Source organism: Vibrio sp. HENC-03 (assembly GCF_000305755.2).
Lineage (GTDB): Bacteria > Pseudomonadota > Gammaproteobacteria > Enterobacterales > Vibrionaceae > Vibrio > Vibrio owensii.
In genome coordinates this window covers 201,421-226,731 of sequence record NZ_JH976131.1, presented here as the reverse complement: position 1 = coordinate 226,731, position 25,311 = coordinate 201,421, and the positions used below count along the sequence as shown (strand labels likewise).

The 25,311-nt window shown below is 45.5% G+C and carries 18 protein-coding genes; 9 read left to right on the top strand and 9 right to left on the bottom strand.

What is annotated here, in order from left to right; translation table 11 throughout:
• Positions 1 to 73: 73 nt before the first annotated feature.
• From rsmA to lptD, 4 genes are read right to left on the bottom strand one after another with little or no spacing between them, the layout of a single operon-like run.
• Positions 74 to 883: a 16S rRNA (adenine(1518)-N(6)/adenine(1519)-N(6))-dimethyltransferase RsmA gene (rsmA, locus tag VCHENC03_RS01965; protein WP_009707797.1), complete on the bottom strand. Its 810-nt coding sequence runs from the start codon at positions 881 to 883 to the stop codon at positions 74 to 76.
• The gene (pdxA, locus tag VCHENC03_RS01970; protein ID WP_009707796.1) at positions 880 to 1,878 is read right to left on the bottom strand and encodes a 4-hydroxythreonine-4-phosphate dehydrogenase PdxA; all 999 of its coding nucleotides are present in this window, start codon (positions 1,876 to 1,878) and stop codon (positions 880 to 882) included. The genes rsmA and pdxA overlap by 4 nt, the downstream gene beginning before the upstream one ends.
• A complete protein-coding gene (gene surA / locus VCHENC03_RS01975) occupies positions 1,868 to 3,151 on the bottom strand; it encodes a peptidylprolyl isomerase SurA (protein ID WP_009707795.1) in 1,284 nt (427 codons plus the stop codon). Before surA ends, pdxA begins: the two co-directional genes overlap by 11 nt.
• 60 nt (positions 3,152 to 3,211) lie before the next feature.
• Positions 3,212 to 5,557, bottom strand: a complete 2,346-nt coding sequence (gene lptD / locus VCHENC03_RS01980; RefSeq protein WP_009707794.1) for an LPS assembly protein LptD — start codon at positions 5,555 to 5,557, stop codon at positions 3,212 to 3,214.
• A 269-nt stretch (positions 5,558 to 5,826) separates the two neighbouring features.
• Here lptD and djlA point away from each other — a divergent pair, with 269 nt between their 5' ends.
• Positions 5,827 to 6,687: a co-chaperone DjlA gene (djlA, locus tag VCHENC03_RS01985; RefSeq protein ID WP_009707793.1), complete on the top strand. Its 861-nt coding sequence runs from the start codon at positions 5,827 to 5,829 to the stop codon at positions 6,685 to 6,687.
• Between the two features lie 139 nt (positions 6,688 to 6,826).
• Here djlA and VCHENC03_RS01990 read toward each other — a convergent pair whose 3' ends face one another.
• From VCHENC03_RS01990 to leuA, 5 genes are all read right to left on the bottom strand, one after another.
• Positions 6,827 to 7,609 (bottom strand): DUF547 domain-containing protein, encoded by a 783-nt coding sequence (locus tag VCHENC03_RS01990; protein ID WP_009707792.1) that lies wholly within the window; start codon positions 7,607 to 7,609, stop codon positions 6,827 to 6,829.
• Between the two features lie 135 nt (positions 7,610 to 7,744).
• A complete protein-coding gene (gene leuD, locus VCHENC03_RS01995; protein ID WP_009707791.1) occupies positions 7,745 to 8,347 on the bottom strand; it encodes a 3-isopropylmalate dehydratase small subunit in 603 nt (200 codons plus the stop codon).
• Between the two features lie 16 nt (positions 8,348 to 8,363).
• On the bottom strand, positions 8,364 to 9,764 hold the full coding sequence (gene leuC, locus VCHENC03_RS02000; RefSeq protein WP_009707790.1) for a 3-isopropylmalate dehydratase large subunit: 1,401 nt from the start codon (positions 9,762 to 9,764) through the stop codon (positions 8,364 to 8,366).
• Between the two features lie 73 nt (positions 9,765 to 9,837).
• Entirely contained in the window at positions 9,838 to 10,929 is a 1,092-nt protein-coding gene (gene leuB / locus VCHENC03_RS02005; protein ID WP_005430431.1) for a 3-isopropylmalate dehydrogenase, read from the bottom strand.
• 94 nt (positions 10,930 to 11,023) lie between these two features.
• On the bottom strand, positions 11,024 to 12,571 hold the full coding sequence (gene leuA / locus VCHENC03_RS02010; RefSeq protein ID WP_005437391.1) for a 2-isopropylmalate synthase: 1,548 nt from the start codon (positions 12,569 to 12,571) through the stop codon (positions 11,024 to 11,026).
• A gap of 581 nt (positions 12,572 to 13,152) precedes the next feature.
• Here leuA and VCHENC03_RS02015 point away from each other — a divergent pair.
• The 8 genes from VCHENC03_RS02015 (at position 13,153) to ilvN (ending at position 25,297) form a co-directional block, all read left to right on the top strand.
• Positions 13,153 to 16,221: a thrombospondin type 3 repeat-containing protein gene (locus VCHENC03_RS02015; RefSeq protein WP_009707789.1), complete on the top strand. Its 3,069-nt coding sequence runs from the start codon at positions 13,153 to 13,155 to the stop codon at positions 16,219 to 16,221.
• 217 nt (positions 16,222 to 16,438) lie between these two features.
• Positions 16,439 to 17,230 carry an SH3 domain-containing protein gene (locus VCHENC03_RS02020; protein WP_009707788.1) on the top strand — a complete coding sequence of 264 codons (792 nt, stop codon included), beginning with the start codon at positions 16,439 to 16,441 and terminating at the stop codon, positions 17,228 to 17,230.
• Between the two features lie 200 nt (positions 17,231 to 17,430).
• Positions 17,431 to 17,979 (top strand): phosphatase PAP2 family protein, encoded by a 549-nt coding sequence (locus VCHENC03_RS27610; protein ID WP_009707787.1) that lies wholly within the window; start codon positions 17,431 to 17,433, stop codon positions 17,977 to 17,979.
• Positions 17,980 to 17,982: 3 nt separating this feature from the next.
• Positions 17,983 to 19,029 (top strand): MJ1255/VC2487 family glycosyltransferase, encoded by a 1,047-nt coding sequence (locus tag VCHENC03_RS02030; RefSeq protein WP_009707786.1) that lies wholly within the window; start codon positions 17,983 to 17,985, stop codon positions 19,027 to 19,029.
• A 531-nt stretch (positions 19,030 to 19,560) separates the two neighbouring features.
• Positions 19,561 to 20,520 (top strand): LysR family transcriptional regulator CalR, encoded by a 960-nt coding sequence (gene calR, locus VCHENC03_RS02035; RefSeq protein WP_005437396.1) that lies wholly within the window; start codon positions 19,561 to 19,563, stop codon positions 20,518 to 20,520.
• Positions 20,521 to 20,819: 299 nt separating this feature from the next.
• Complete coding sequence (locus VCHENC03_RS02040; RefSeq protein WP_009707785.1) at positions 20,820 to 22,628, top strand: AMP-dependent synthetase/ligase; 1,809 nt, start codon at positions 20,820 to 20,822, stop codon at positions 22,626 to 22,628.
• Positions 22,629 to 23,076: 448 nt separating this feature from the next.
• Entirely contained in the window at positions 23,077 to 24,801 is a 1,725-nt protein-coding gene (locus VCHENC03_RS02045; RefSeq protein WP_032803106.1) for an acetolactate synthase 3 large subunit, read from the top strand.
• A gap of 1 nt (position 24,802) precedes the next feature.
• Positions 24,803 to 25,297 (top strand): acetolactate synthase small subunit, encoded by a 495-nt coding sequence (gene ilvN / locus VCHENC03_RS02050; protein WP_009707783.1) that lies wholly within the window; start codon positions 24,803 to 24,805, stop codon positions 25,295 to 25,297.
• The last annotated feature ends 14 nt before the right edge of the window (positions 25,298 to 25,311 follow it).

The following is a 25,311-nucleotide window of genomic DNA, read 5'->3' as shown; positions in this document are numbered from 1 at the left end:
CACTCCTCGAGAAACGTTGTATCCCAATAATAATAAGCCAAACCGGCAAGGGTTTGGCTTATCGTTTGAGTTCTTATTGCTGCGGGTTGTCCGCGAGCCAGTTCGCCATGGCGACGAACTGTTGTAGCGTTAGGTTCTCTGGACGCATGCTAGGGTTGATACCCAGTTCTTCAAGTACTTCAGTACTTAGTAGCGACTTGTAGCAATTACGTACAGTCTTACGGCGTTGGTTAAAACCTTCGCGACATACACGCTCCAACAAACGTAGATCTTTTGCTGGGTGTGGCAGCTCTTCGTAAGGAACCAAGCGTACTACGGCTGAGTCTACTTTCGGTGGCGGAACAAATGCCGTTGGCGGTACTTCTAGTACTGGCACCACTTTACAGTAGTACTGCGCCATAACCGTTAGACGGCCGTATGCTTTGCTACCAGGGCCTGCCGCTAAGCGATTTACCACTTCTTTTTGAAGCATAAAGTGCATGTCTTGAATGTCTTTATGGAATTCAAATAGGTGGAACATCAATGGTGTAGAGATGTTGTATGGCAAGTTACCGAAGATACGTAGCTTGTTGTTTGGCTTCACTAACTGCGTGAAGTCAAAGCGCATTGCATCGCCTTCATGAATCGTAAGTTTGTCTGCCAATTCAGGGTGGTTACGTAGACGTTCTGCTAAGTCACGGTCCAATTCGATTACCGTGAACTTGTCGACTTCGCGGCCAACAGGCTCGGTGATTGCACCTAGACCAGGGCCGATTTCAACCAGGTTTTGCCCTGGTCTTGGGTTAATTGCTGATACGATGCCATCAATAATGTATGGGTCGTTCAGGAAGTTTTGACCAAAACGTTTACGCGCTTTGTGTCCTAAATGGACATCATTTCTCATTGTTTCTTCTCTACCAATTCTATCGCATGCGTGAGCGCTGTTCGGAAGCTCCCTGTATCCGCTTGACCTGTCCCTGCCAGTTCTAATGCAGTACCGTGATCCACCGATGTTCTAATAAAAGGTAGACCAAGAGTAATGTTTACTGAACGACCAAAGCCTTTGTATTTTAAAACTGGCAATACTTGATCGTGGTACATGCCTAAAACAGCATCAGCATCGTTTAAATACTTTTCATTGAAAATGGTGTCTGCCGGTAATGGACCGATCAGATTGATTCCTTTTTCTTGTCGAATCTTTTCCAATGTTGGAGTGATGGTCTCGATCTCTTCGCGACCCAAACAGCCATCTTCTCCCGCATGTGGATTTAGCCCGCAAACATAGATGTTTGGTTGGGAGATGGCAAATTTTTCTACAAGATCTTTATGAAGAATATCGATGATTTTTTCTAATCGCTCTTCCGTGACGGCTTTAGATACGTAAGCCAAAGGAATATGCGTTGTTACTAGAGCAACTCGCAGCCCTTCGGTGGCTAGCATCATCACGACCAACGGTGTGTTGGACTTCTCGGCGAAGAATTCAGTATGCCCACTGAACGCAACACCAGAGCGATTGATCACCCCCTTATGTACAGGGCCGGTGACAATAGCATCAAATTCATCATTCATACAGCCCAAAGCGGCCCTTTCTAGTGTTTTTAACACGTAGTGGCCGTTGGCTTCATTGAGTTGACCCGTGATGACATTTTCTGCCATTTCGATATGGTCAACGATCAAGGTGCCTGCTTTTTGTGCCTTTGGCGCTTCTTCTGGATTGTAATCAGTCAGTTGAACATCAATGCCAAGCAAGTTGGCACGTTCCAACAGCATATTTTTGTCTGCGCAGACAACGATTTGATGAGCCCAGTCTTCCTTAGACAGAGCCAGTACCAAATCCGGGCCGATACCCGCAGGTTCCCCTGCGGTCACGACGATTCTGCGAATCGAATTAGTTGCCATCATTGTCATCCACGATTTCAACGAATGCGCTTGCGCGTAGCTCTTGCATCCATGCGCCAGCTTCTTCATTAAACTTACGGTTAAATAGAATGCGGTAAGCTTTGTTCTTCATTGCTGAGTCTGTACGGTCGACTTGGCGACGGTCTAGAACTTCAACAATGTGCCAACCGTGTACCGTTTTGAAAGGTTCACTGATTGAGCCTACAGGTAGCGTTTCTACTTGGTGCTTAAATTCTGGTACGTATAAATCAGGTGTTTGGTAACCTAGCTCACCATTTTGAGCCGCTGAACCTGGATCTTGGCTGTACTGTGTTGCCAGTTGAGCAAAGGTTGCTTCACCTGCTTTGATGCGACGAATGAACTCGTTTAGTTCTTTCTTCGCACCGTCGTCACTCAAGATAACGGTTGGTTTGATCAGAATGTGGCGAGCATTTACCTCTGTTACCGCTACGGTCTCAAGACCTTTCACATCCTCTACTTTTAGGATGTGGAAGCCGATGCCGCTGCGGAATGGGCCAATAATGCTGCCTTTGTTTTGCATCTTGATTTGGTCTGCAAAGATGGTTGGCATTTCTTCTTTACGCATCCAACCCCAATCACCACCTTGTAGTGCTTTAGGACCTTTTGAGTAGGTGTATGCCATTTCAGAGAAGTCTGCACCGTCTTTTAGTTTCTTAACCAATGCATTGGCTTCTGCTTCGACTTCTGACTTGTCTTTATCGTCAGAGAAACGAAGTTGGATGTGGCCAATCTTGTATTGAACTGTAGCGTTAGTTTCGGTCGCTAATTGGTCGGCAAGGCTATCGACTTCAGCTGGCAAAATGTTGATACGACGACGAACGAGTGCATTACGCGCTTCAGAAGCCGCAATCTCTTTACGAATCTGCTCACGGAATTCTGGGTAGCTTAGACCTTCTGCTTGAACAGACGCAGCTAACTGCTCCACGCTTTGATTGTTGTTGCGAGCAATTTCTGCGATCGCTTGGTTCAGGCGGTTGTCATCAATACGAACACCGATACGCTCCGCCTCTTGGCCTTGCAATGTGTCGATGATCAGTTTCTCTACCACTTGGTCTTTCAGCACACTTGCCGAAGGGAGACTCTTGCCACTTTGGCGAGCATTAGCTTGCAGCGTTTTCATCGCGGTATTGATGTCGCTTTGTAGAATTACACCATCGTTAACGATGACTGCAACCTTATCAAGCTCTACTGGCGCTGCTGTTACACCACAAGATAGTAGGGTGGTGAATAAGAGTGATTTCCAAATTTTCATTAAAAATTCCGTCAGTAATGGTGTTTAAGCGTCTTGTTATAGGTAAGACGCTTAATTCAATTAATTGTTCAAATAGAATGGACGACCGTATTTAATCGCGTTGTCTGAGCCATCAAGCTCTTTCGCGGCCGAATCTGCGCGTTGGTTGGTTGCAAAGCCTTGAATACCGAAGTTCACACTGATGTTGTTCTCGTATTCTGGTGATGCACCATCACTGCCGATTGCTCTGTCATCCCAACCCAGTAGTTGGTTCGAGTAAGTCAGACCAAAGTACCAACAATCTGATTGGTAACGAACGCTAGCAAGCCATTCCATATCAATGTTTTCATTCAGATCGTAGTAGTACTGGCCACTTGCAGACCAGTTCGGGTTGAACTCGTATGCCGCCACGATACCTGCTTGTGAAATACCTTTACGAGTGATCGTATCTAGGTTTTCGACAATGATCGTATCTTCAATGTATTCGCGCGTTACATAACGGTAGTTACCTTGAATAAAGCCGCCATTAAATTGGTATTCCAACGTGCTGTTTGCAAGCTGCATCGAGCTCAAGTCGATGTCGTACTGGATACCGCCGTGGTAGAACAGGTAATCGTTGTAGTTGAAGTCAGTCTCAACCGCCCACGATGAGTAGTTTGATGTTTCATCCGGCAAGCTTGGGTTGTTACTGATCTTCGTCTTCTTATCAAAGTAATAGATCTGACCAAACGAGACGTTCAAGCGCTCTTTGTAGTCATCATCGAAAAAGCGAGTACTTGCACCGTAGCTTAACTGGTTTGCTGAAGCAATTTTGTCGATGCCACTGTATTTACGACTGCGGAATAGACCGTAATAGTCGGTTTGCAGCAAGGTGGTATCGTAGTTGTAAATGTTGCTCTGATCTTCATCAGGAACATACAAGTACTGTAACTGTGGTTCTAACGTCTGTGTGTAACCTTCGATCCAGCTAGTATCACGCTCTAAGTACATGCGAGCGTGCGTGCGGAACTCTGGGATCACACGTGACACGTTTTCATCCAGTGTGTTACGCAAGTCTGTATCAGTTAGGCCAGTAAGGTCTTGAGAGTAGTAAGTCGATAAGATGCGTGCTTCTGTCGTCCAATCTGCCCACGAGTTTGACAGCGGGATGGTAATACCTGGCTCAACGTGAACACGAGTTGCGTTTGGTTTTGCAGCGTCATCGGTGTCGAAGCGGCTCACTTGGCTCTTCACATCAAAGTTGACGTAGTTGCCCCAAAGCGGCGTGTAGTAGTTAAGATCAAGCTGAGGAAGCAAGCGGTATGGTTGGTTGTCTTCTTGGAGCAGGATTTGGAAATCACGTACTCGGAGTGACGCATCCCAGAAATCAGAACGGTATTGAACTTCACCTTCTTGTAGCAATTGACCATCTTCGCGGTTACCAATATCAGAGTCGAGATCTCGGAAGTAGTCGATGTCACTCACCTTGGAGTAATCAAGGCTGACAACCCATTGTTTATTGATAATACCATCGTGTTTGAATTGGTAACCCCAGCGCGATTCGTCTTGGTAACGTTTATCGCTGCCCATGTATTCGCCTTTGAGCTCACCGTCACCCCAACCATTGGTTAAGTATCGGAAGTCAGTATCTAGCTTAGTACCACGCTTTTGCATGTACAGAGGCGTAATCGTCATGTCGTATTGAGGGGCGATGTTCCAGTAGAACGGAATTTCAACTTCCAGACCATCGCTTGAACCGTACGACATAGAAGGGAAGAGGAAACCTGTTTTACGCGTATCGCCAATTGGCATCGTCAAGTAAGGCACGTAGAACACTGGTACATCCAACACCTCAAAACGAGGGTGGTGCAGAGTTGCCGTTTCTTCGTCTTGATCAACATCGATTCCTGATGCCACTAATCGCCAAGAGTTATCACCTTGTGGGCAAGAGGTAATGGAACCATCTTCTAGTTCGTAAACAGATTGGCCCGTGCGTGCAATGTACGCAGCTGTACCGCGACCTTGTTGGCAGAGGAATTGGTAATCGGTGTTTTCTAGCGAGAAAGTATCTTGATTAATGTCGTTGGTGACGCGATCTGAGCGTGCTTTTACTTTGCCATCGTTGAAGGTTACGTTACCTTCAGCGACAACAACATTGTCTTGTTGGTGAAGCGTTACGCTATCCGCGGTGATTTTCTTCGGACCTTGCGTGACTTCTACGTTGCCAGAGTACTGAGCTTTGTCACCATTGATGGCTTGTAAGCGGTCTGCTTGTACTACGACTTCGGAGTTAAGCGCGTCCTCCTCACCACTTGTTTCGACCAAACATTGATCTGTGGTGGGCATTTCCTGCACACTATCATTGATATTCGCTTCAGCTTGAGTGGTGGGTACAAACAAGGCGGTGCTGATAGAGGCCGCTAAACATGTGCGGGAGAAATGTTGCATTGAATTGAACTTTCCTGTGTCACTACTACTCGATGGCTATAGGGCTTGTTGTACCCTCGCTTTATAGCCAAATGAATCAACTATAGTTTGCAATTATCCCAGAGCATGGATTCGCTGTGGCATAATGCCGATATAAAATAGCTGCAAAGATAAGCAGGCGAAATAGCCTGATCATAAAAAAACTAATTCCATTATCATAAAGGAAATCGTTGCGTCCGGCACTATAAGACCGCCGTCGTCGATAAAAATTCATTGATAGAGAACACATAATGCATATTTTTGGCAAAATTTTGGGTGCCTTTTTTGGCTTGTTACTCGGTGGTCCATTCGGTTTGTTGTTTGGCCTATTTATCGGTCACCAATTCGATAAAGCACGTCGTTTAAGCCAAGCGGGGTTTTCTACCGGAGGCTTTGGTAAAGGTCCAAGCCAAGCCCAGCGCCAAGAAGAATTTTTTAAGGCTGCATTCGCAGTTATGGGACATGTGGCAAAAGCCAAAGGTCAAGTGACCAAAGAAGAGATTCAACTTGCGTCTGCAATGATGGACCGCATGAGTTTGCATGGAGATCAACGTCGTGCAGCACAAGAAGCGTTCCGTGATGGTAAAGAGAGTGATTTCCCACTTGAAGATGTATTGGTTCGCGTGAAAATCTCTTCAGCAGGGCGTTTTGACTTGTTGCAGTTCTTTTTGGAACTACAAATCTCAGCGGCGTTTGCTGATGGTTCCATCCACCCGAGTGAGCGCAGTGTATTACACAAAATTGCCCGTGGTTTAGGGTTCTCTTCTGAACAACTAGAACGTCGCCTGAACATGCAAGAAGCGGCGTTCCGTTTTCAAAGCCAAGGTGGTTTCCATGGTCAGCAACAAGGGCAATATCAATCTTCAGGAGCAGGTTGGCAGCAAGCTTCACAAGCGGATCAACTGGCGGATGCCTACAAAATCCTTGATGTCTCTTCAGATGCGGACGGCAAAACTGTCAAACGTGCTTACCGTAAATTAATGAATGAGCATCACCCAGATAAATTGATGGCAAAAGGTTTGCCACCAGAGATGATGAACGTCGCGAAAGAGAAGTCTCAAGAGATTCAAAACGCTTACGATCTTATTAAGAAAGTCAAAGGCTTTAAGTAGTCGGACGTTTTCTATCAGGTATTGGATTTAAAAAAGGGCACAGAGTGCCCTTTTTTCATGTCTTAGTCTTTGAGTTACCGATGTCTTTAGCTTTTGACCTATCATGATCCTAATGCTAATTGACCTCAAATTCCCCAGTTTAGTTGGCTTGATTCAAGTCCCAATCGTATTCGTATTTCACTTTGCCAGAGAAATTTTTGTATTGCGGGGCATATTGAGCAATGTGGTTGAATACTCGCTTCTCACCGCCAAAGTCATTGGCAAACCAATCATAAATGGAAGAAAGCTGTGCCGTGTTACCTTGGATAGATACGCCTTTGCTGCTGTTAATAAATGTTTTAGCTGCACCATCCAGTAGAGCTTGCGTGTTGTCAGCTGTGAATGCTTGAGACTGCAGATTAGGGCATCCTAAGCTGGCACAGTTAACCGCGTAATGTGTTCTCGGGTCATTCCAAATTGGACGTAAAATGCGATGTTCAATATCGTTTAAAGTCAGATCCTTCCCGTTGATCACGACCACATCATCCCCCCAAGGGCCAAAGCTAAATAGCCCGCCAAGTTTGGTAATCGACTCGACAGGATAGTTATCTAGGATTAAGTCTACAGTGATGGCGTTGTAAAGGTTTACCCAGTAGGCGTATTGCTCTGCTTGGTTGTATTGTAGAGGGTCGAGTTTTGCCAAACGCTGGATGTATTGTTTCAGCTTAGTTTTATCGGCCGAGGTGACTTGGCTGTAACGAAACAAGGTATTCTCGCCTTGTTCAACTAAGTAAGTATCGAGCAATTGCTGCCAATCTTGATGAGAGATTTGACTTTGATTGGCTTGATTCGATTGTTTCCAATACGGCCATAAGTCGGATTTAGGTGCGGCAAATGTCGAGAAAGAAACGAGCGCACACAAGAGTAATAACAGACGCTTCATAGAGATACCTTTGGGTTAAAACCTTATTGATATTGTAGACCTGCATAAGGCGAAGTTTCTTTCTTGAGGCAATGAAAATAAAAGAAAAAAGGCTGGCATAAGCCAACCTTTTGTTTGTTTAAATTGCGATTTTAATTAGCTTAAGAAGCTTGGGATATTCGCTTCGTACTCGGCAATCTTATCTTCGTGTTGAAGGGTAAGGCCGATATTGTCCAAACCGTTTAGCAGGCAGTGACGACGGAATGAGTCGATTTCAAAGCTGTACTCTTTGCCGTTAGCACGAACGACATTGGCTTCTAGGTCTACTTCCACTTCTGCGCCTTCATTCGCCTCAACGAACTGGAAGATTTCATCCACTTCTTGCTCCGTCAAACGAACTGGCACCATTTGGTTGTTGATCGAGTTGCCGTAAAAAATATCGGCAAAGCTTGGTGCGATCATCGCTTTGATGCCGTAATCCGCTAGTGCCCACGGTGCGTGCTCACGAGAAGAACCACAACCGAAGTTTTCACGCGCTAGCAGTATAGATGCACCTTGGTAGCGAGGAGCGTTCATCACGAACTCTGGGTTCGGTTGTTCGCCAGCATCATCTAGGAAGCGCCAGTCATGGAATAGGTGCTTACCAAACCCTAGGCGAGAGACCTTTTGTAGGAACTGCTTTGGAATGATGGCATCAGTATCAACGTTCGCTGCATCTAGAGGAACAACTAAGCCTGTGTGTTGTTTAAAACCTGACATCTGTTCTCTCCTTAACCTAATCCAACTCACGAATATCAACAAAGTGACCAGCAATTGCTGCTGCCGCTGCCATAGCAGGGCTAACCAAGTGGGTACGACCATCACGACCTTGGCGACCTTCAAAGTTACGGTTTGAAGTAGACGCACAACGTTCATGTGGACCCAAACGGTCGTTGTTCATTGCTAGACACATTGAACAACCTGGTAGGCGCCACTCAAACCCCGCTTCTTTAAAGATAACGTCCAAGCCTTCCGCTTCTGCTTGCGCTTTTACTTGCTCAGAGCCAGGAACGATTAGCGCTTGAACGTGAGACGCGACTTTGCGACCTTTCGCTACTTCAGCGGCTGCGCGCATGTCTTCGATACGTGAGTTAGTACAAGAACCAACGAAGACTTTATCGACGTTGTAATCAGAAAGTGCTTTGCCCGCTTCTAGACCCATGTAAGCCAATGCTTTTTCTGCCGAGGCTTTTTCTACTGGATCGGCAAAACTTTCTGGTGCTGGGATCGGTTGGTCTACTGCGATAACTTGGCCTGGGTTAGTACCCCAAGTGACTTGTGGTTTAATGTCTGCTGCTTTTAGCGTCACAACCGCATCAAACTGAGCGTCATCGTCAGTTTTTAATGTCTTCCAGTATTCTACTGCTGCATCAAAATCGGCCCCTTGGGGTGAGAATTTACGGCCTTTGATGTATTCGAATGTGGTTTCATCTGGTGCAATCAAACCGGCTTTCGCACCTAGCTCAATTGCCATGTTACATACGGTCATACGGCCTTCCATTGAAAGGTCGGTGATCGCCTCACCACAGAATTCAACCACGTAGCCTGTACCGCCAGCTGCTGTAGTTTCACCGATGATCGCTAGCACGATATCTTTCGCTGTGATCCCCGGCGCCACTTTGCCTTTCACTTCGATCTTCATCGTTTTAGCGCGCGCTTGTTTTAGCGTTTGAGTCGCTAATACGTGCTCAACTTCTGATGTACCAATACCAAAAGCTAGAGAGCCGAATGCACCGTGTGTAGCCGTGTGCGAGTCACCACAAACGATGGTCATACCCGGTAGGGTAATACCAAGCTCTGGGCCCATAACGTGCACAATACCTTGGTATTTATGGTTGATGTCGTAAAGCGTAACGCCAAACTCTTCACAGTTTTTCGATAGCGTTTCCATCTGGATACGAGCCATCTCACCGGATGCGTTGATGTCTTTGGTGGTTGTCGAAACGTTGTGGTCCATCGTAGCAAAAGTTTTGCTGACCTGACGCACTTTACGACCTTTTTCACGCAAGCCGTCAAATGCTTGCGGAGACGTCACTTCGTGTACCAAGTGACGGTCGATGTATAAGATTGGGTTTTCCCCTTCTGCTGCGACGGCAACGTGTGCGTCGTAGACTTTTTCGTATAGTGTTTTGCCCATTGTTTGCTATCTCGTGTATAGCTCCCGACAACGGCTCATCAGGAGCAAATAATTATTATCAAATCGTGCGGTATTAAGAGTTTAAGATGTACTCAGCGATCTTATCGCCCATCTCAGACGTCGAAAGTGCTGGGTTGTCACCAGCAAGGTCGCCTGTTAGCTCACCCGCTGATAGTGCTTTTGAAACGGCCGTTTCGATGTCTTGTGCCGCCGTTTCTTCACCTAGGCTGTAACGCAACATCAGTGCAGCAGATAGGATTTGTGCCACTGGGTTAGCGATGTTCTTACCTGCGATATCTGGTGCACTGCCGCCTGCTGGTTCGTACAGACCGAATTTGCTTTCGTTTAGGCTCGCTGAAGGCAGCATACCCATAGAGCCAGTGATCATCGCGCACTCATCAGAAATGATGTCGCCGAAGATGTTTGAACAAAGCATCACGTCGAACTGTGCTGGGTCTTTGATAAGCTGCATGGTTGCGTTATCAATGTACATGTGTGACAGCTCGACATCTGGGTAGTCTTTTGCGATTTCTTCGACCACTTCACGCCATAGGATAGAGCTTTGTAGAACGTTCGCTTTGTCGATAGAGCACACTTTCTTACGACGTAGGCGAGCAGACTCAAAAGCGATTTTTGCAATACGTTCGATTTCGTAACGGTGGTACACCTCAGTGTCGAACGCTTTCTCTGTTGGACCTTCACCTTCACGACCTTTTGGTTGGCCGAAGTAGATGCCGCCCGTCAGTTCACGAACAACAACGATATCAAAACCACGACCGGAAATGTCCGCACGTAGTGGTGAGAAAGCTTCAAGGCCTGAGTGGATTTGCGCTGGGCGTAGGTTACAGAATAATTGGAAGTGTTTACGTAGCGGCAGTAGGGCACCGCGCTCAGGTTGGTCGTTTGGTGGTAAGTGTTCCCACTTAGGGCCGCCAACTGAGCCGAATAGGACTGCATCAGACTCTTCACACGCTTTTACTGTGCTTTCTGGAAGTGGGCAACCGTGATTATCAATCGCAATGCCGCCCACATCATGCTCGTCACGCTCAAACGCAATGCCGTGTTTCTTCTCGATTGCATCTAGCACCTTGTGTGCTTGCGCCATTACTTCTGGGCCGATGCCGTCGCCTGGTAAAACGGCTATTTTGTATGATTTGTCTGTCATGGTAATCCTTTAAGTTTTCTAAATTTTTGAGCTTGTCTAAAACGAATTTTTTTTGAGCCTGAGTTGTGAGGCTCAAGCTCCAATGAATTAATCATTAAACCGTCGCAATTCTCTTTTGCTTCATCTCTTCAATCTTATCGGCACGATGAATGCTGTTGATAACGTGTAATAGCGCTTGGCCAGATGCTTCTACGATATCGGTAGAAACGCCGGTACCGTGGTACTTACGGCCTTTGTAGTTAGCGATGATGTCTGCTTGACCAAGACCGTCTTCACCTTCGCCTTTTGCGGTTAGGTCAAACTTGTCTAGGACGATTTCGTAACCTGTCACGCGGTAGATACATTGGTATAGCGCATCAACCGGACCATTACCGACGGCAGCTTCACACATTTCTTCATCGCCACATTGCATTTTGACGCTGGTGGTTGCCATTACGCTGCCAGATTGAACGCTTAGGTAGTTCAACTTGTAGAAGTCGTCTTCTTCACGCAAATTCGAGAAGTGCATTAGTGCTTCTAGGTCGTAGTCGAACACCTGACCTTTGCGGTCAGCAAGCTTCAAGAAGTCTTCGTACAGCGCATCTAGGTTGTACTCTTCTTCTTTGTAGCCCATTGCGTCCATGTGACTCTTAACCGCAGCACGGCCACTGCGACTGGTTAGGTTCAATGCTTGGTTCTTAAGGCCAATTGACTCAGGCGTCATGATCTCGTAAGTGTTCTTGTTCTTCAGCATGCCATCTTGGTGAATACCTGAAGAGTGGCTGAACGCGTTGGCACCAACGATCGCTTTGTTGCTCTGGATTGGCATGTTACATAGCTGGCTGACCAACTTGCTGGTACGGTGGATTTCGTCATGTTTTAGACCCGTATGCACGCCCATGAACTCTTGGCGAGTTTTTAGGATCATCGCGATTTCTTCTAGAGAACAGTTACCTGCACGCTCACCGATACCGTTAATGGTACCTTCTACTTGTCGAGCGCCTGCTTGAACCGCAGCGATAGAGTTCGCAACAGACATGCCCAAGTCATCGTGACAGTGAACAGATATGATCGCTTTGTCGATGTTTGGTACACGGTTGAATAGGGTCTCAATGATGCCGCCAAATTCACTTGGTACCGTGTAGCCAACGGTGTCTGGAATATTGATGGTGCTTGCGCCAGCATCAATGGCCGCTTCAACCATGCGACATAGGTTGTCGATTGGCGTGCGACCTGCGTCTTCACAAGAAAACTCAACGTCGTCCGTGTAATTACGTGCGTGTCTTACGGCTTTCACGCCCATTTCTACAACATCGTCGTAGCTACGGCGCAATTTGTCTTGAACGTGGACGGTAGAGGTAGAAATGAAGGTGTGGATTCGGAATGCATCTGCGACTTTTAGCGCTTCAGCTGCAGCATCGATATCTTTCGCAACGGCACGCGAAAGGGCACAAACTCGGCTGTTTTTAATGTGTTTTGCAATAGTTTGTACGGACTCGAAATCACCAGGAGAAGAAACCGGAAAACCCGCTTCTATAACATCAACGCCTAGCCTCTCCAGCGCATAGGCAATTTGCAGTTTTTCTTTAACCGTCAAGCTTGCTGACAACGCTTGTTCGCCATCACGCAATGTGGTGTCGAATATAATGACCTGATCGTTCATGTTTGCTTCCTTCATGATTTCTGCACTTTTCGTGCAATTTAATCGTTTACTTCCGGTATTTAGATATAAAAAAACCCGCATTTGCATGCGGGTTTCTTAGAAAATGGTGTGGTTATTTTTCTTCCACAGCCTACCCGCGCGAGTTGGTCACGATCAGGAGGAGGCTAAGCAGGATAGAAAAACGTGCTGACATAGTTGTTAAGCATTCCACAAAATTAAGTTAACAAATTAGTACCGCACTCAATGGAACACGTCAACCCTAAAGTCGATTTTTTATTCATATCGGATGAGTGGATTTCTGTTAATAGCTTTTAGGGGGACTCAAGCTCTGGCGGTTATTCGCAGCGTGAATCGTTTTTAGTTTGCTCAGAGGAGGAGATTTTTCAGTCTCATAATAGCTTTTAAATGCAGGTGTTTATTGCGCTTTGATACTAAATGTAACCGTTTGTTTTGCTGCACTTTAGTTACGTAACATTTCTTGATTGTTTTCGATCGATCTCTTGTTATTAGCTGGGTGAATGCATTACGGCTAGCGGTGAGATATTTAAAATGGAGGGCAAATTAATCAAGGATGGTGAGTTATGTTTTATAAATCCCGAGTTGCATTGGCGATCAGTAGTACTTTGGTTCTTTCTGCCTGTGGTGGTGACGATTCCAATCAGCCAAAGGTTACCGACAATGTGTTAACCGTTAAGGTGATAGATGGCTACATTCAAAATGCAAAAGTATGGTTAGAAAGAAAAGACAGCGTTAACTACATTTTGGAAGACGGAGAGCTAAGTGGTACCACTGATGAAACAGGTGCGGTGTCTCTGGATCTGACTCAAATCGATGACATTAATGACTACCAACTCATCACCTTTGCTGAAGCAGGTGTCGCGATCGACTTAGATCATGGTAAACCCATTGCTGAAGATCTGTTGATGGTCGCTTATCAGGGCAAGGTTGTTACGCCATTAACGACATTGGTTGAAGCTAAAATGCGTATGGGTGTTACCAATACTAGTGAAGTGGATGCTTATCAGCAGGCAGTAAGCGAGGTTGCACAAGCTCTTGGGGTAAGTGAAGCATCGGTGGTTTCTGACTATATTGCATCTCAAACAGAAGAGGCGAAGAAAGTACAAAAAAGTGCGGTCTCTTTAGTTGCTTCTGGCGCTATGCCTGCCTCCGTTCAAGAGCTTGAACAAGCCCAAAATATTATCGCAGATTCTGAGCAAGTGAACCTTTTGGTCGAGAATGCTAGTGATGATCATATCGTGATTAAAGATCCTGAAACGAATGAGCTGATGCTGGTTTCCACTCATGACAGCGATGGCGATCTTATTATTGATGCGCTTGATGCCTTCCCTAATGATGATACTGAATGGTACGACACCGACGGTGATAAAGTTGGGGATAATCAAGACGTTTTCCCTCTCGACCCAAGTGAGAGCAAAGATACGGATAAAGACGCTGTTGGCGATAATGCTGATGCTTTCCCTAACGATCCATCAGAAACGACAGACAGTGATAAAGATGGTGTCGGTGATAACAGCGATGCCTTCCCAAATGATGCCTCAGAGTCTAAAGACAGCGATAAAGACGGTGTCGGCAACAATAGTGATGCTTTCCCAACTGACGCATCAGAATCGAAAGACAGCGATAAAGATGGCGTTGGTGACAATAGCGATGTTTTCCCAACTGATGCATCAGAATCTAAAGACAGCGATAAAGACGGTGTCGGCAACAATAGTGATGCTTTCCCAACTGATGCATCAGAATCTAAAGACAGCGATAAAGATGGCATTGGTGACAATAGCGATGTTTTCCCAACTGATGCGACAGAATCTAAAGACAGCGATAAAGATGGCGTGGGCGACAACAGCGATGCTTTCCCAAATGATGCATCAGAATCTAAAGACAGTGATAAGGACGGTGTCGGTGACAACAATGATGCCTTCCCAAGTGATGCTTCAGAATCGAAAGACAGTGATAAAGATGGTGTAGGCGACAATGCTGATGCTTTGCCAAACGACCCGACGGAAACACTCGATACCGATGGGGATGGAATAGGTAACAATGCTGACACCGATGATGATGGTGACGGTTACTTAGATGCTGAAGATAACCAACCACTTGAAGCCCTCAACATACCGAATACGTTAGCGCAATGTGTTGCTTCTTTACCTGAGAATCAGTTCTCTACAGTGGGGATTGATGAAAGGCGAGACAGTAAACTTTATTCCATTACGCGAGAAGTGAACAATGGCGACACCCAACAGTTTTCTCAAACCGAAATCTTACTTGGCCAGCAATCAGGGTTACCTAATGGATTACTGTCGGATCGAACTTTCCATGTTACCCAAGTGACACCGGATTTTGGTGGTGCTGTCAGCGAATGGGATCCGATTGCAGAGTTAGAGTATACCGACGCGGTAAGCGGTATGTATTACGGCTTCCATGATACCTACTACCGCTGGTGGGGTTTTGTCCCTACGATTCAGCAAGAGCACGACGTGGTACTCAATACTCCACTCGTTGTTGATTACACTCGCATCCATAAATGGAACACCGATGCCGAGTCTCCAACCTTTAATCAAGATGCCACCACTTTGTTCTACAAAGGAAAAGATATTTTAAATGTGGATGGCACTCTAGTTGAAGTGTGTATTTCAGGACATGAGGGCAACTATGCCTTTGCAGACAACGATGGCAGCAACGAGCCTGCGCCTGTATATATTTCAGAGACAACGACAAACTACACCGCTGGCCAAAATCTTGTGGTGAAAAGTGAACGTTCATACATGGAGTATGCAGACGAGGCAAAAGTGACGCCTGTCTGGGGATGGAGTAACTACGTCAAGCAATTGGAAGGCTTTACCATCAATAATCAAGCTTATGGTAAAGACCCGATCCTCTCTAGAGTCCCAGAAGGTGAGTTCGCGACTTTCGAGCAATGTTTGGCATCTCTAGAAGAGGGTGAATATGTCGCAGAGGTTGGCGATATCAACACCTACCGAATGCAGCGCTCTCGCTTCAATGAGTTTGATGAGTATGTTGAGCAGGAGGCGAATTACGAGTGGCACCTGTTAGTGAATGAAAACTATCAGTGGAATGACATGAATGTTCGTCTGGAGCAATTGTTTGCGACGTTACTCGATAGTTCTGCTTGGTTTAAAGAGCACTATCACACTAGTCAAAACGGAGATTGGCTGGGCGTAGAAGGGTATGAGCCGAATAGTGACGTTGATATAAAATGGGGCTCTCGAACGACTAAGCAATTAGCGTGGGGTGAAAATGCTTATTATCGAATTCCTAATGTCACGTACAGTCAATTCTCAATCCATGATCCTTCAACTCAGTATGGCGGCGATAGTGATGACGACCAGCTCGTCGATTGGCGCACTGGTAACGTGATGTACAGCCAAACCTACGCGGGCAAGAAAACGATTAATTACGATGTGGACGGCCAGCAATATCAGGCTGAGGTATGCCAACAGTTTAGCTACAGCACATCGGAATACTTCGATGAATCAGGCACAAAGTTAAACGATATGACCGAGTGGCAACGTCAGACCGATAGCTACGATAGCAAGGGTATCGTACAGCGAGAGCGAAGCAATAACATCTGGTCAACAGAAGTGTGGAATCGAACATCCACCAATCATTAATAAGTCTGAATGCGGTTACTTCGGTAGCCGCTTTTTTATAGAACGAGTTGTTTCTTGGGTGAACAAGAAAGCGGAACATGGGTGAGATGACTTTTTATACCGCACGCTTTGCGAGGTATCACACAAAGGGGGCAATTGGTTGGCATAATTCCATCAGAGCGTTTTATAGTAGAGCGGATGCATTTATAGAGTTTCAAAGTAAATAGGTCAGGGATTAATGGATTTAGCAAAACAATTTGGACGTTCTGCGCTGGCAATCGCTGTGGTTTCTTTATCTGGGTGCCAACTGTTGCAGTTTGGTTCTCAGCCCCATACGGTTTCTTCTGTGATGATGGATGATCATGCTGAAAGCGTTATGGTGATCAATCAACAGATGGATCAGTACCTGAGTGAAGATGGACGAGCATCATTTCTGAATCAGATGCTGGTGGCGTTGGAGTCTGACAATCGTAACAAGTTCAAAGGCAAAGACCCCGATACATATTCATGGTGGAAGATCCGAGTTCAGCCTAACCAATGGAAAGAGGCGGAAGTCAGTCGCCCAATCGTCGACGGAGTGGACACCTCTAAAACACTAGAGTTTATGGATGTGTCATACCGCTCTAAAGCCAACCTGAATTTACGCTCAAAGCCAAGCTTAGACGGAGAAAAGCTTGGGGAGCTAAATAAGGATGAAGAGTTTAATGCGATTGCAAAAGTTGAGGGTGAGCCTTGGTTGTTAGTCGAGCAAAAGGGCATGGTTCGAGGTTATGTTCATAAGGACTATGCGCGTATCAACGAGGTCAATCACGATATTCTCTCTATTAAGCCAAACCCTTTATTGTGTGGTGATGAACCTGCGCCTGTGGAGCCGGCCGAAAGTGAGCTGTTCGGTAACTACACTTGCCGTGATTTGAGTTATGAGCTGACGAAAGACGGCCATATTACCGCGGGTTCACTCAGAGCATGCCGTAAAAAAAGAAAAGTTTGGTATATCGATGTTCCGATGGCGAGCTCGAACCAATCTTAAATCACTTCCTCCTCTCAATGATCAAGCTCGGTTGATAATGTATTTGTCACCGAGCTTTTTAGTTCCGTCTAATCATTGTTTATTTCTCTCTTTCTCCTAAGCCATCACGTGTCATTAATTGTCCAAATTCTCGTCATGTAGCTGTCACTTTCTGCGCCTACTTTTCATAAAAGGGCGTTGTCAAAGTATAGGGAAGTCACATGCGAGCTTTAGAGACAATTTCACAGCCAATGGCAAGCATCGCTAAATTTGATTTGGCGTTTTCTAGTGTGTGCTTACAGCACCGCTTTAACCAACAAGTCGCAAATATCAGTAAAGGCGTCTCCCACAGTGGGGATGGGCACCTTTACTTGGTGCTAGGTTTGCTGGCTTGGTTCCTTGATAAGCAGCATGGGCAATGGTTTTTACTCGCAGGGCTTACCGCATTTGCGTTTGAACTGCCAATCTATTGGATGCTTAAGAACAGTTTTAAGCGTCGTCGTCCTGAAGAATTGAGTGCGCTTCTACCTGCATTTATCACGCCGTCTGATCGCTATAGCTTACCCTCTGGTCACACCGCTGCCGGTTTTGTTATGGCGACCATCATCAATCACTTTTACCCAGAGCTTGGAACTTTCGCCTTTGTATGGGCGAGCTTAATTGGCACGTCACGAATTTTGCTCGGCGTGCATTTCTTTACGGACATCATTATTGGCGCCTTGTTGGGCAGCCTTTGTGGTTCTTTAGCAATTGCTATAGTAGGAGGCTAGTGGATGAAAATCCTTTACGGTGTTCAAGGTACGGGGAATGGTCACATCGCTCGGGCAAGAGCCATGAGTGAAGCATTCAAAGAGCACGATGTGCAGGTCGATTTTCTTTTTTCAGGACGTGAGCCAGAAAAGTACTTTTCTATGGAAGCATTTGGGGACTATCAAACGCGTCGCGGATTCACTTTTGTGACGGAAAAAGGATCGGTGAACTACACCAAAACCGCTTTGAACAATAATCTCATTCAGTTTTTTAAAGAAGTGAAGCAGCTTGATCTTTCTTCTTATGATTTAGTCATCAATGACTTTGAACCCGTTTCGGCTTGGGCGGCTCGTAAGCAAAACAAACCTTGTATTGGGATCAGTCATCAAAATGCATTTCGCTATCCGGTTCCATTAAAAGGTGCGAGTTGGTTTGATAAATCGGTGATTGAACACTTTGCTCCTTCGCAACATCACTTAGGCTTGCATTGGTACCACTTTGATCAGCCCATCCTTCCTCCTATTGTTCATACACTAGACCATGCCTCAGGCAGTGAAGATTTTGTTTTGGTTTACCTGCCGTTTGAATCAATTGAAGACATCAGTGATTTGCTATTTCATTTTAATCAACAATCTTTCGTCTGCTACCACCCAAACGTGATTGAGTGTGAGCGTATCGAAAACATTGAATTGCGTCCGTTGTGTCACACCAATTTCCAATATCATTTGCAGCGTTGTAGTGGCGTGATTGCCAACGGTGGGTTTGAGCTTCCCTCAGAGGCCCTGTCGCTTGGTAAGAAGTTACTGCTTAAACCACTGGCGGGACAATTTGAGCAACAGAGTAATGTCGCCACGTTAGAAGATCTTGGTTTAGCGACTTCTATGGATAATCTGGATATTTCGATCGTACGTCAGTGGTTGAAGGAGCAACATGCCGAAAGCGTAAAGTATCCCGATGTAGCCAAAGCCATCGCAAGTTGGGTATTACAGGGTGCATGGGACGCGCCGGAGAAGCTTTCTGAACAACTTTGGGAACAAGTGGATTTTCCAAGTTATGTAGCCAATATTTAACTCTCACCCCATATTTCTCTTGCAGTCATTCATGACCTGATTGGCTGCATTTTTATGCCCTCAAAATCATTTCTATTCACTGCGATTTTGCTGCCTCTTTAACTGATTTGTGTGTTTTGTGAACGGAACTATTGATGCTGGTTTTTGAAGTGAAATGGAAATAATAATCCCCGCAAATGGATTGTATAACCCCTGTAGATTGTCATTAACGTGCTAAATAGGTTGTCAGAAATCTCTGATTTAGTTGTTTTATACTTTTTTATGTTTTTCTTAACGTTATGATAAATATAGATTAAATACCTAATTGGCTAAAATTTAATGATTAAATATCAATCTAGTTGCGAAACCTTGATTGATTAGTTGATAGTACAGTTCAAGCCGGAAACATCCGGACGATAAATATAATACAAATTCGGTTTTCTATTCCTTCAAAAATGATTTGAATCCAGCCACGGTCGTTTGTGCGCAAAGGGATTCTATTCGTTAAGAATTCATTGAACCAAGTTGACGATTACATAAGAGGCGCACTCCATGTTAGATAAAAAAGACGCGATGAGCGCAATTGCTAGCTACCGTATGGAAAGCACATTGCGTGGTGTAGATTTAAACCTATTGACTGTATTTGATGCTGTGATGCAAGAGCAAAATATCACTCGTGCAGCACACAACCTAGGCATGTCTCAACCAGCGGTAAGTAACGCGGTTGCTCGCCTAAAAGTAATGTTTAATGATGAGCTATTCATGCGTCAGGGTCGTGGTATTCAGCCAACTCAACGCGCTCGTCAGCTGTTTGGCCCAATTCGCCAAGCACTACAGCTTATCCGCAACGAACTACCAAGCTCAGTATTCCAACCTGAGTCTTCAACTCGTCTATTTAAGCTAGCGATTTGTAGCCCATGTGACATGCGTTTTGCACCTCGCATCATGGCGAACGTCAATGAGCAAGCGCCAAGCGTACAGCTTCACCTAGATGCGGAATTTGATCGTCTTCTTTCTGAGCGCATGCGCTACCAAGAAATCGACTTTGTAATCGACTACGCTCGTTTCGATGACCAAGGTTTCTCAAGCACTGAAATCTTCAAAGATGAGCTAGTTGTGATTGCATCTAAGACACACCCTCGCATCCAAGGTGGTGTATCTGCAGAGCAACTGATCAACGAGAAACACGCGAAACTATCACGTGTACATGGCCAACGTAGCTTCTCTGAGCAAGCTTACCGTGAGCTTGATTGCCAAGCGGCATACGAAGGTTCAAGCCTAAGCAACCTACTATACGTAGTAAGCCAGTCTGAGCTTGTGACTATCGCACCACGTTGGATGGCTGAAAACGCAGTAAACAGCGATCAGCTACAAATCCTAGATTTCCCATTTGAAAACAAAGAAATCAGCGGCTACCTAAGCTGGCACGAATCAAGTGAGAAAGACAAAGGCCACATCTGGCTACGTGATCAACTAATGATCACTTGTGGTGAAGTTGTAGCGCTTAAATAAGCCTAACTTTTAGCCTGACTAACTGGTCAGACTGGATTTGTAATCATCAATTTTTACAATTCCTTGGCCCCGAGAGATTGCCGTCTCTCGGGGTCTTTTTATATCCGCTAAATAACAGCTGAAACAGCGACTTAAGTTGATTAAACCTTCATCAGTTAAACATGAGCTATGCTCTCATTAGTGATAGTGCTCTCTTAATAATGATAAGTTTGATAATGGTCAGTTGCGTTTTTAAGCGTCGAGGTTACACTTGTGCGCTCAAATAGCTTACGCCTGTAAGCCAAAAGGTAATGTAAAGAATGGCCAAGTTAGATTTTCATATCGTTAAACGTATTCGTGAACAAATTGCGAAGGGTGGTACTCGTGTTGCGCTCAAACATAAAGTAGGCGACGCATGGCAAGGTATTACTTGGGAGCAATTTGGTCAGCAAGTGGATGCTTTGTCGCTTGCACTTTTGGCTCAAGGATTGGGCGTTCAAGATAAGATCGGTATTTTCTCAAACAACATGCCGCAGTGGACTATCGCTGACTTTGCAGCGTTGCAGTTACGTGGTGTAACCGTTCCGATCTACCCAACCAACACAGCAGCACAGTCTGCTTACATCATCGATAATGCAGACGTAAAAGTGCTGTTTGTCGGTGAGCAACCTCAATTTGACGCAGCTGTCAGCATCTTTGACGAATGCCAGCAGCTAGAACTGATCGTTGCGATGTCGGATGACATTGAACTCGGCGAACACGCGTTTGCAATGACGTGGGATGATTTCATTGCCAAAGGTGATGATAGTCAGCAGCCCGAGTTAACTTCTCGTTTAGAGCAAGCGCAAGAAGAAGACCTTCTCACGTTGATTTATACCTCTGGTACAACGGGTCAACCAAAAGGCGTGATGTTAGATTACGCGAACATTTCGGCTCAGCTTGAAGGCCACGATGAGCGTTTAAGTTTGACTGAAGATGACGTGTCTTTGTGTTTCCTTCCGTTATCACATGTATTTGAGCGTGCTTGGACGTTCTACGTGCTCTACAAAGGCGCGACGAACTGCTACCTACAAGACACCATGCAAGTACGTGATGCTCTGAGTGAAGTACGCCCTACAGTAATGAGTGCGGTACCTCGCTTCTACGAAAAAATCTTCTCAGCAATTCATGAGAAAGTATCACGAGCACCTGTTCACCGTAAGATTATGTTCACTTGGGCCGTAAACATGGGCGCGAAGATGGCGGCTTGTCATCAAGAAGGCCGTAAACCTTCGTTGATGCTGCGTAAGTCATACGCTCTGGCGGACAAACTGGTTCTGAGCAAGCTACGTGCATTACTTGGTGGCCGCATTAACTTCATGCCATGTGGTGGCGCGAAGTTGGATGAGACCATTGGTCGTTTCTTCCATGCGATTGGCATCAACGTGAAGCTTGGTTACGGTATGACAGAAACCACGGCTACGGTTTCTTGTTGGGATGACCAGTGTTTTGATCCAAGCTCCATCGGTATGGCGATGCCAGGTGCACAAGTTAAGATCGGCGAAAACAACGAGATCTTGGTGCGTGGCCCAATGGTGATGCGTGGCTACTACAAAATGCCGGAAGAAACCGAGAAGACATTCGACGAGCACGGCTTCTTGAAGACGGGTGATGCAGGTTACATTGATGAAAATGGCAACCTGTTCATTACTGACCGTATTAAAGAGCTGATGAAGACCTCAAACGGTAAGTACATTGCTCCTCAAGTTGTCGAAGGTGCGATCGGTAAGGACCACTTCATCGAGCAAATTGCGGTTATTGCCGATACACGTAAGTTTGTATCAGCGCTTATTGTTCCGTGTTATGACTCGCTAGAAGAGTACGCGAAAGAGCTGAACATCAAGTATCACGATCGTGTGGAATTGATCAAACACCACCAAATCGTTGAGATGCTTGAAAAGCGCGTAAATGACCTGCAAAAAGAACTGGCTAAGTTTGAACAAGTTAAGAAATTCAAACTGTTACCAAAAGCGTTCTCGATGGATGATGGTGAGTTGACCCCAACGCAAAAACTTCGTCGTAAAGTCATTAATGACAAATACCAAGATGAAATCGAAGAAATGTACAACGAAAAGTCAGATAAAAAGTAACTTAAGCTGACTTAGATTTCAGATTGATGAAATTATCCCCAGTTGCCTAATATTGTGCTGCTGGGGATTTTTTATGACTGTCTTTCACACTTCTTTCCCCTTGATAAAGAGAAATAATCACTCGAAGTAGCTATTTTGAGTGAAATTATTCACTTTATTTTCTTCTTCTTTCTTTTATTGATTCCAAATTGAACGCGCTTGATAGCGTCAAACCCTACCTTTGTTCTGATTTACAGCATCTTGTTTAAAATTTGATTCAACTCTCATTAGACCCGTTGATAATAAAACGTTACATTTGTTGTGTTACCTTGCGTTTTGTTATGACAGACGCAAGACATAGCTGAAAAAGTGGAAGTATTTCTATTAGGCTACGAATAAGACCTAGACTATGTAAAACCAGACCAAACCGTTGGCCTTACGGTGAGGAAAACTGGTAAGGAGAGCAATTATGACAGCAATGTTGTCAGGCGCAGAGATGGTTGTGCAATCTCTGGTCGAAGAGAGCGTAGAACAAATCTTTGGTTACCCAGGTGGTTCCGTTTTAGATATCTACGATGCCCTGCACGCCAAAACAGACCAAATCAAACACGTATTAGTGAGACACGAGCAAGCTGCTACGCATATGGCAGATGGTTATGCTCGAGCAACGGGTAAGCCGGGTGTGGTACTAGTATGTTCGGGTCCAGGTGCAACCAACACCATCACAGGTATTGCTACGGCGTACATGGACTCAATCCCAATGATCGTTATCTCTGGTAACGTACCAAACAATCTCATCGGTAATGATGCATTCCAAGAGTGTGACATCGTGGGTGTATCTCGCCCAGTGGTGAAACACAGCTTCTTAGTTAAGAAAGCGGAAGACATTCCAGAGACGATCAAAAAAGCGTTTTATATCTCGACGACTGGCCGACCAGGTCCAGTTGTGATTGATTTGCCAAAGGATATCCTTAATCCGCAAATCAAGCTCCCTTACGAGTATCCGGAAAGCATCTCAATGCGTTCCTACAAGCCAACGACGTCTGGCCACAAAGGTCAAATCAAGAAAGCACTTAAAGCCTTGCTTGAGGCGAAGAAGCCTGTTTTGTACATCGGTGGCGGTGCCGTTATTTCTGGTGCCCACGAGCATATTCAAGCATTGTCAGACGAATTGAATCTACCCGTTGTGAGCACTTTGATGGGCTTGGGGGCATTCCCGGGCACTCACAAAAACTCTCTAGGTATGCTCGGGATGCACGGCACATACGAAGCCAATATGGCGATGCATGAAGCTGACCTTATCTTCGGTATTGGTGTTCGTTTTGATGACCGTACAACCAACAACCTTGAGAAGTACTGTCCTAACGCGAAAGTCATGCACATCGACATCGACCCTTCTTCAATCTCTAAAAACGTGAAAGTGGATCTGCCTATTGTAGGCTCAGCCGATAAAGTGCTAGCGACCATGGTTGGCTTGCTGAATGAGCAAAGCAGTAGCAATGACCAAGAAGCAATTGCTCAATGGTGGGACGACATTCAAGTTTGGCGTGAACGTAACTGTCTTGCATACGAAACGTCGCCTGAACGTATCAAACCTCAACAGGTTATTGAAACACTGCATAAACTGACCAACGGTGATGCTTATGTGGCGTCGGATGTAGGCCAGCACCAAATGTTCGCTGCGCTTTACTACCCATTTAATAAGCCACGCCGTTGGATTAACTCTGGTGGTCTCGGCACGATGGGCTTTGGTCTGCCTGCTGGTATGGGCGTGAAGTTCGCGATGCCAGAAGAAGAAGTGGTGGTGGTAACTGGTGACGGCAGTATTCAGATGAACATCCAAGAACTGTCGACAGCAATGCAATACGACATTCCAGTGAAGATCATCAACTTGAACAACCGATTCTTAGGCATGGTAAAACAGTGGCAAGACATTATTTACCAAGGCCGTCACTCTAACTCATACATGAGTTCTGTTCCTGATTTTGCAGCGATTGCAGAAGCTTATGGTCACGTCGGTATTCGCATTGAAACGCCAGATCAGCTTGAAGCGGGTCTACAAAAAGCGTTAGACATGAAAGATCGTCTGGTGTTTGTTGACATCAACGTAGACGAAACCGAACACGTATACCCAATGCAGATCAAAGGCGAGGGTATGGACAAGATGTGGCTAAGCAAAACGGAGCGTACTTAATATGAGACACATTATTTCTTTGTTAATGGAAAACCAACCTGGTGCGCTGTCTCGAGTTGTTGGTCTGTTTTCTCAGCGTGGTTACAACATCGAGTCTCTGAACGTTTCACCAACCGATGATGAGACGCTATCGCGCTTAAACATCACGACGAACTCGGATGAAATGCAGCTTGAGCAGATCCAAAAGCAACTGCACAAACTGATTGATGTATTGAAAGTGCAAGAAGTGACAGAGTTTGATCACATCGAACGTGAGTTGATGATGGTGAAGGTTAAAGCGAGCGGTTTTGCGCGTGCAGAAGTAAAACGCACAGCGGATATCTTCCGTGGTCAGATTGTTGATGTCACGGCTGCTCAGTATACGGTTCAACTTGCAGGTACGAGTGAAAAGCTGGATGCGTTTATCCAAGCAATCTCTGAAGTTACCGAAGTTGTTGAAGTCGCTCGAAGTGGTGTGGTCGGTGTGGCACGAGGAGAGCGTTGTCTCAAACCGTAATTACACTGAATGCA

Coding starts and splice junctions, on each gene's coding strand:
- VCHENC03_RS02020 (WP_009707788.1), top strand. CDS start 16,439: ATGGATTTAGCAAAACAATTTGGACGTTCTGCGCTGGCAATCGCTGTG.
- calR (WP_005437396.1), top strand. CDS start 19,561: ATGTTAGATAAAAAAGACGCGATGAGCGCAATTGCTAGCTACCGTATG.
- lptD (WP_009707794.1), bottom strand. CDS start 5,557: ATGCAACATTTCTCCCGCACATGTTTAGCGGCCTCTATCAGCACCGCC.
- surA (WP_009707795.1), bottom strand. CDS start 3,151: ATGAAAATTTGGAAATCACTCTTATTCACCACCCTACTATCTTGTGGT.
- VCHENC03_RS02040 (WP_009707785.1), top strand. CDS start 20,820: ATGGCCAAGTTAGATTTTCATATCGTTAAACGTATTCGTGAACAAATT.
- leuA (WP_005437391.1), bottom strand. CDS start 12,571: ATGAACGATCAGGTCATTATATTCGACACCACATTGCGTGATGGCGAA.
- VCHENC03_RS01990 (WP_009707792.1), bottom strand. CDS start 7,609: ATGAAGCGTCTGTTATTACTCTTGTGTGCGCTCGTTTCTTTCTCGACA.
- ilvN (WP_009707783.1), top strand. CDS start 24,803: ATGAGACACATTATTTCTTTGTTAATGGAAAACCAACCTGGTGCGCTG.
- leuC (WP_009707790.1), bottom strand. CDS start 9,764: ATGGGCAAAACACTATACGAAAAAGTCTACGACGCACACGTTGCCGTC.
- VCHENC03_RS02030 (WP_009707786.1), top strand. CDS start 17,983: ATGAAAATCCTTTACGGTGTTCAAGGTACGGGGAATGGTCACATCGCT.
- pdxA (WP_009707796.1), bottom strand. CDS start 1,878: ATGGCAACTAATTCGATTCGCAGAATCGTCGTGACCGCAGGGGAACCT.
- VCHENC03_RS02015 (WP_009707789.1), top strand. CDS start 13,153: ATGTTTTATAAATCCCGAGTTGCATTGGCGATCAGTAGTACTTTGGTT.
- leuB (WP_005430431.1), bottom strand. CDS start 10,929: ATGACAGACAAATCATACAAAATAGCCGTTTTACCAGGCGACGGCATC.
- VCHENC03_RS02045 (WP_032803106.1), top strand. CDS start 23,077: ATGACAGCAATGTTGTCAGGCGCAGAGATGGTTGTGCAATCTCTGGTC.
- leuD (WP_009707791.1), bottom strand. CDS start 8,347: ATGTCAGGTTTTAAACAACACACAGGCTTAGTTGTTCCTCTAGATGCA.
- VCHENC03_RS27610 (WP_009707787.1), top strand. CDS start 17,431: ATGCGAGCTTTAGAGACAATTTCACAGCCAATGGCAAGCATCGCTAAA.
- rsmA (WP_009707797.1), bottom strand. CDS start 883: ATGAGAAATGATGTCCATTTAGGACACAAAGCGCGTAAACGTTTTGGT.
- djlA (WP_009707793.1), top strand. CDS start 5,827: ATGCATATTTTTGGCAAAATTTTGGGTGCCTTTTTTGGCTTGTTACTC.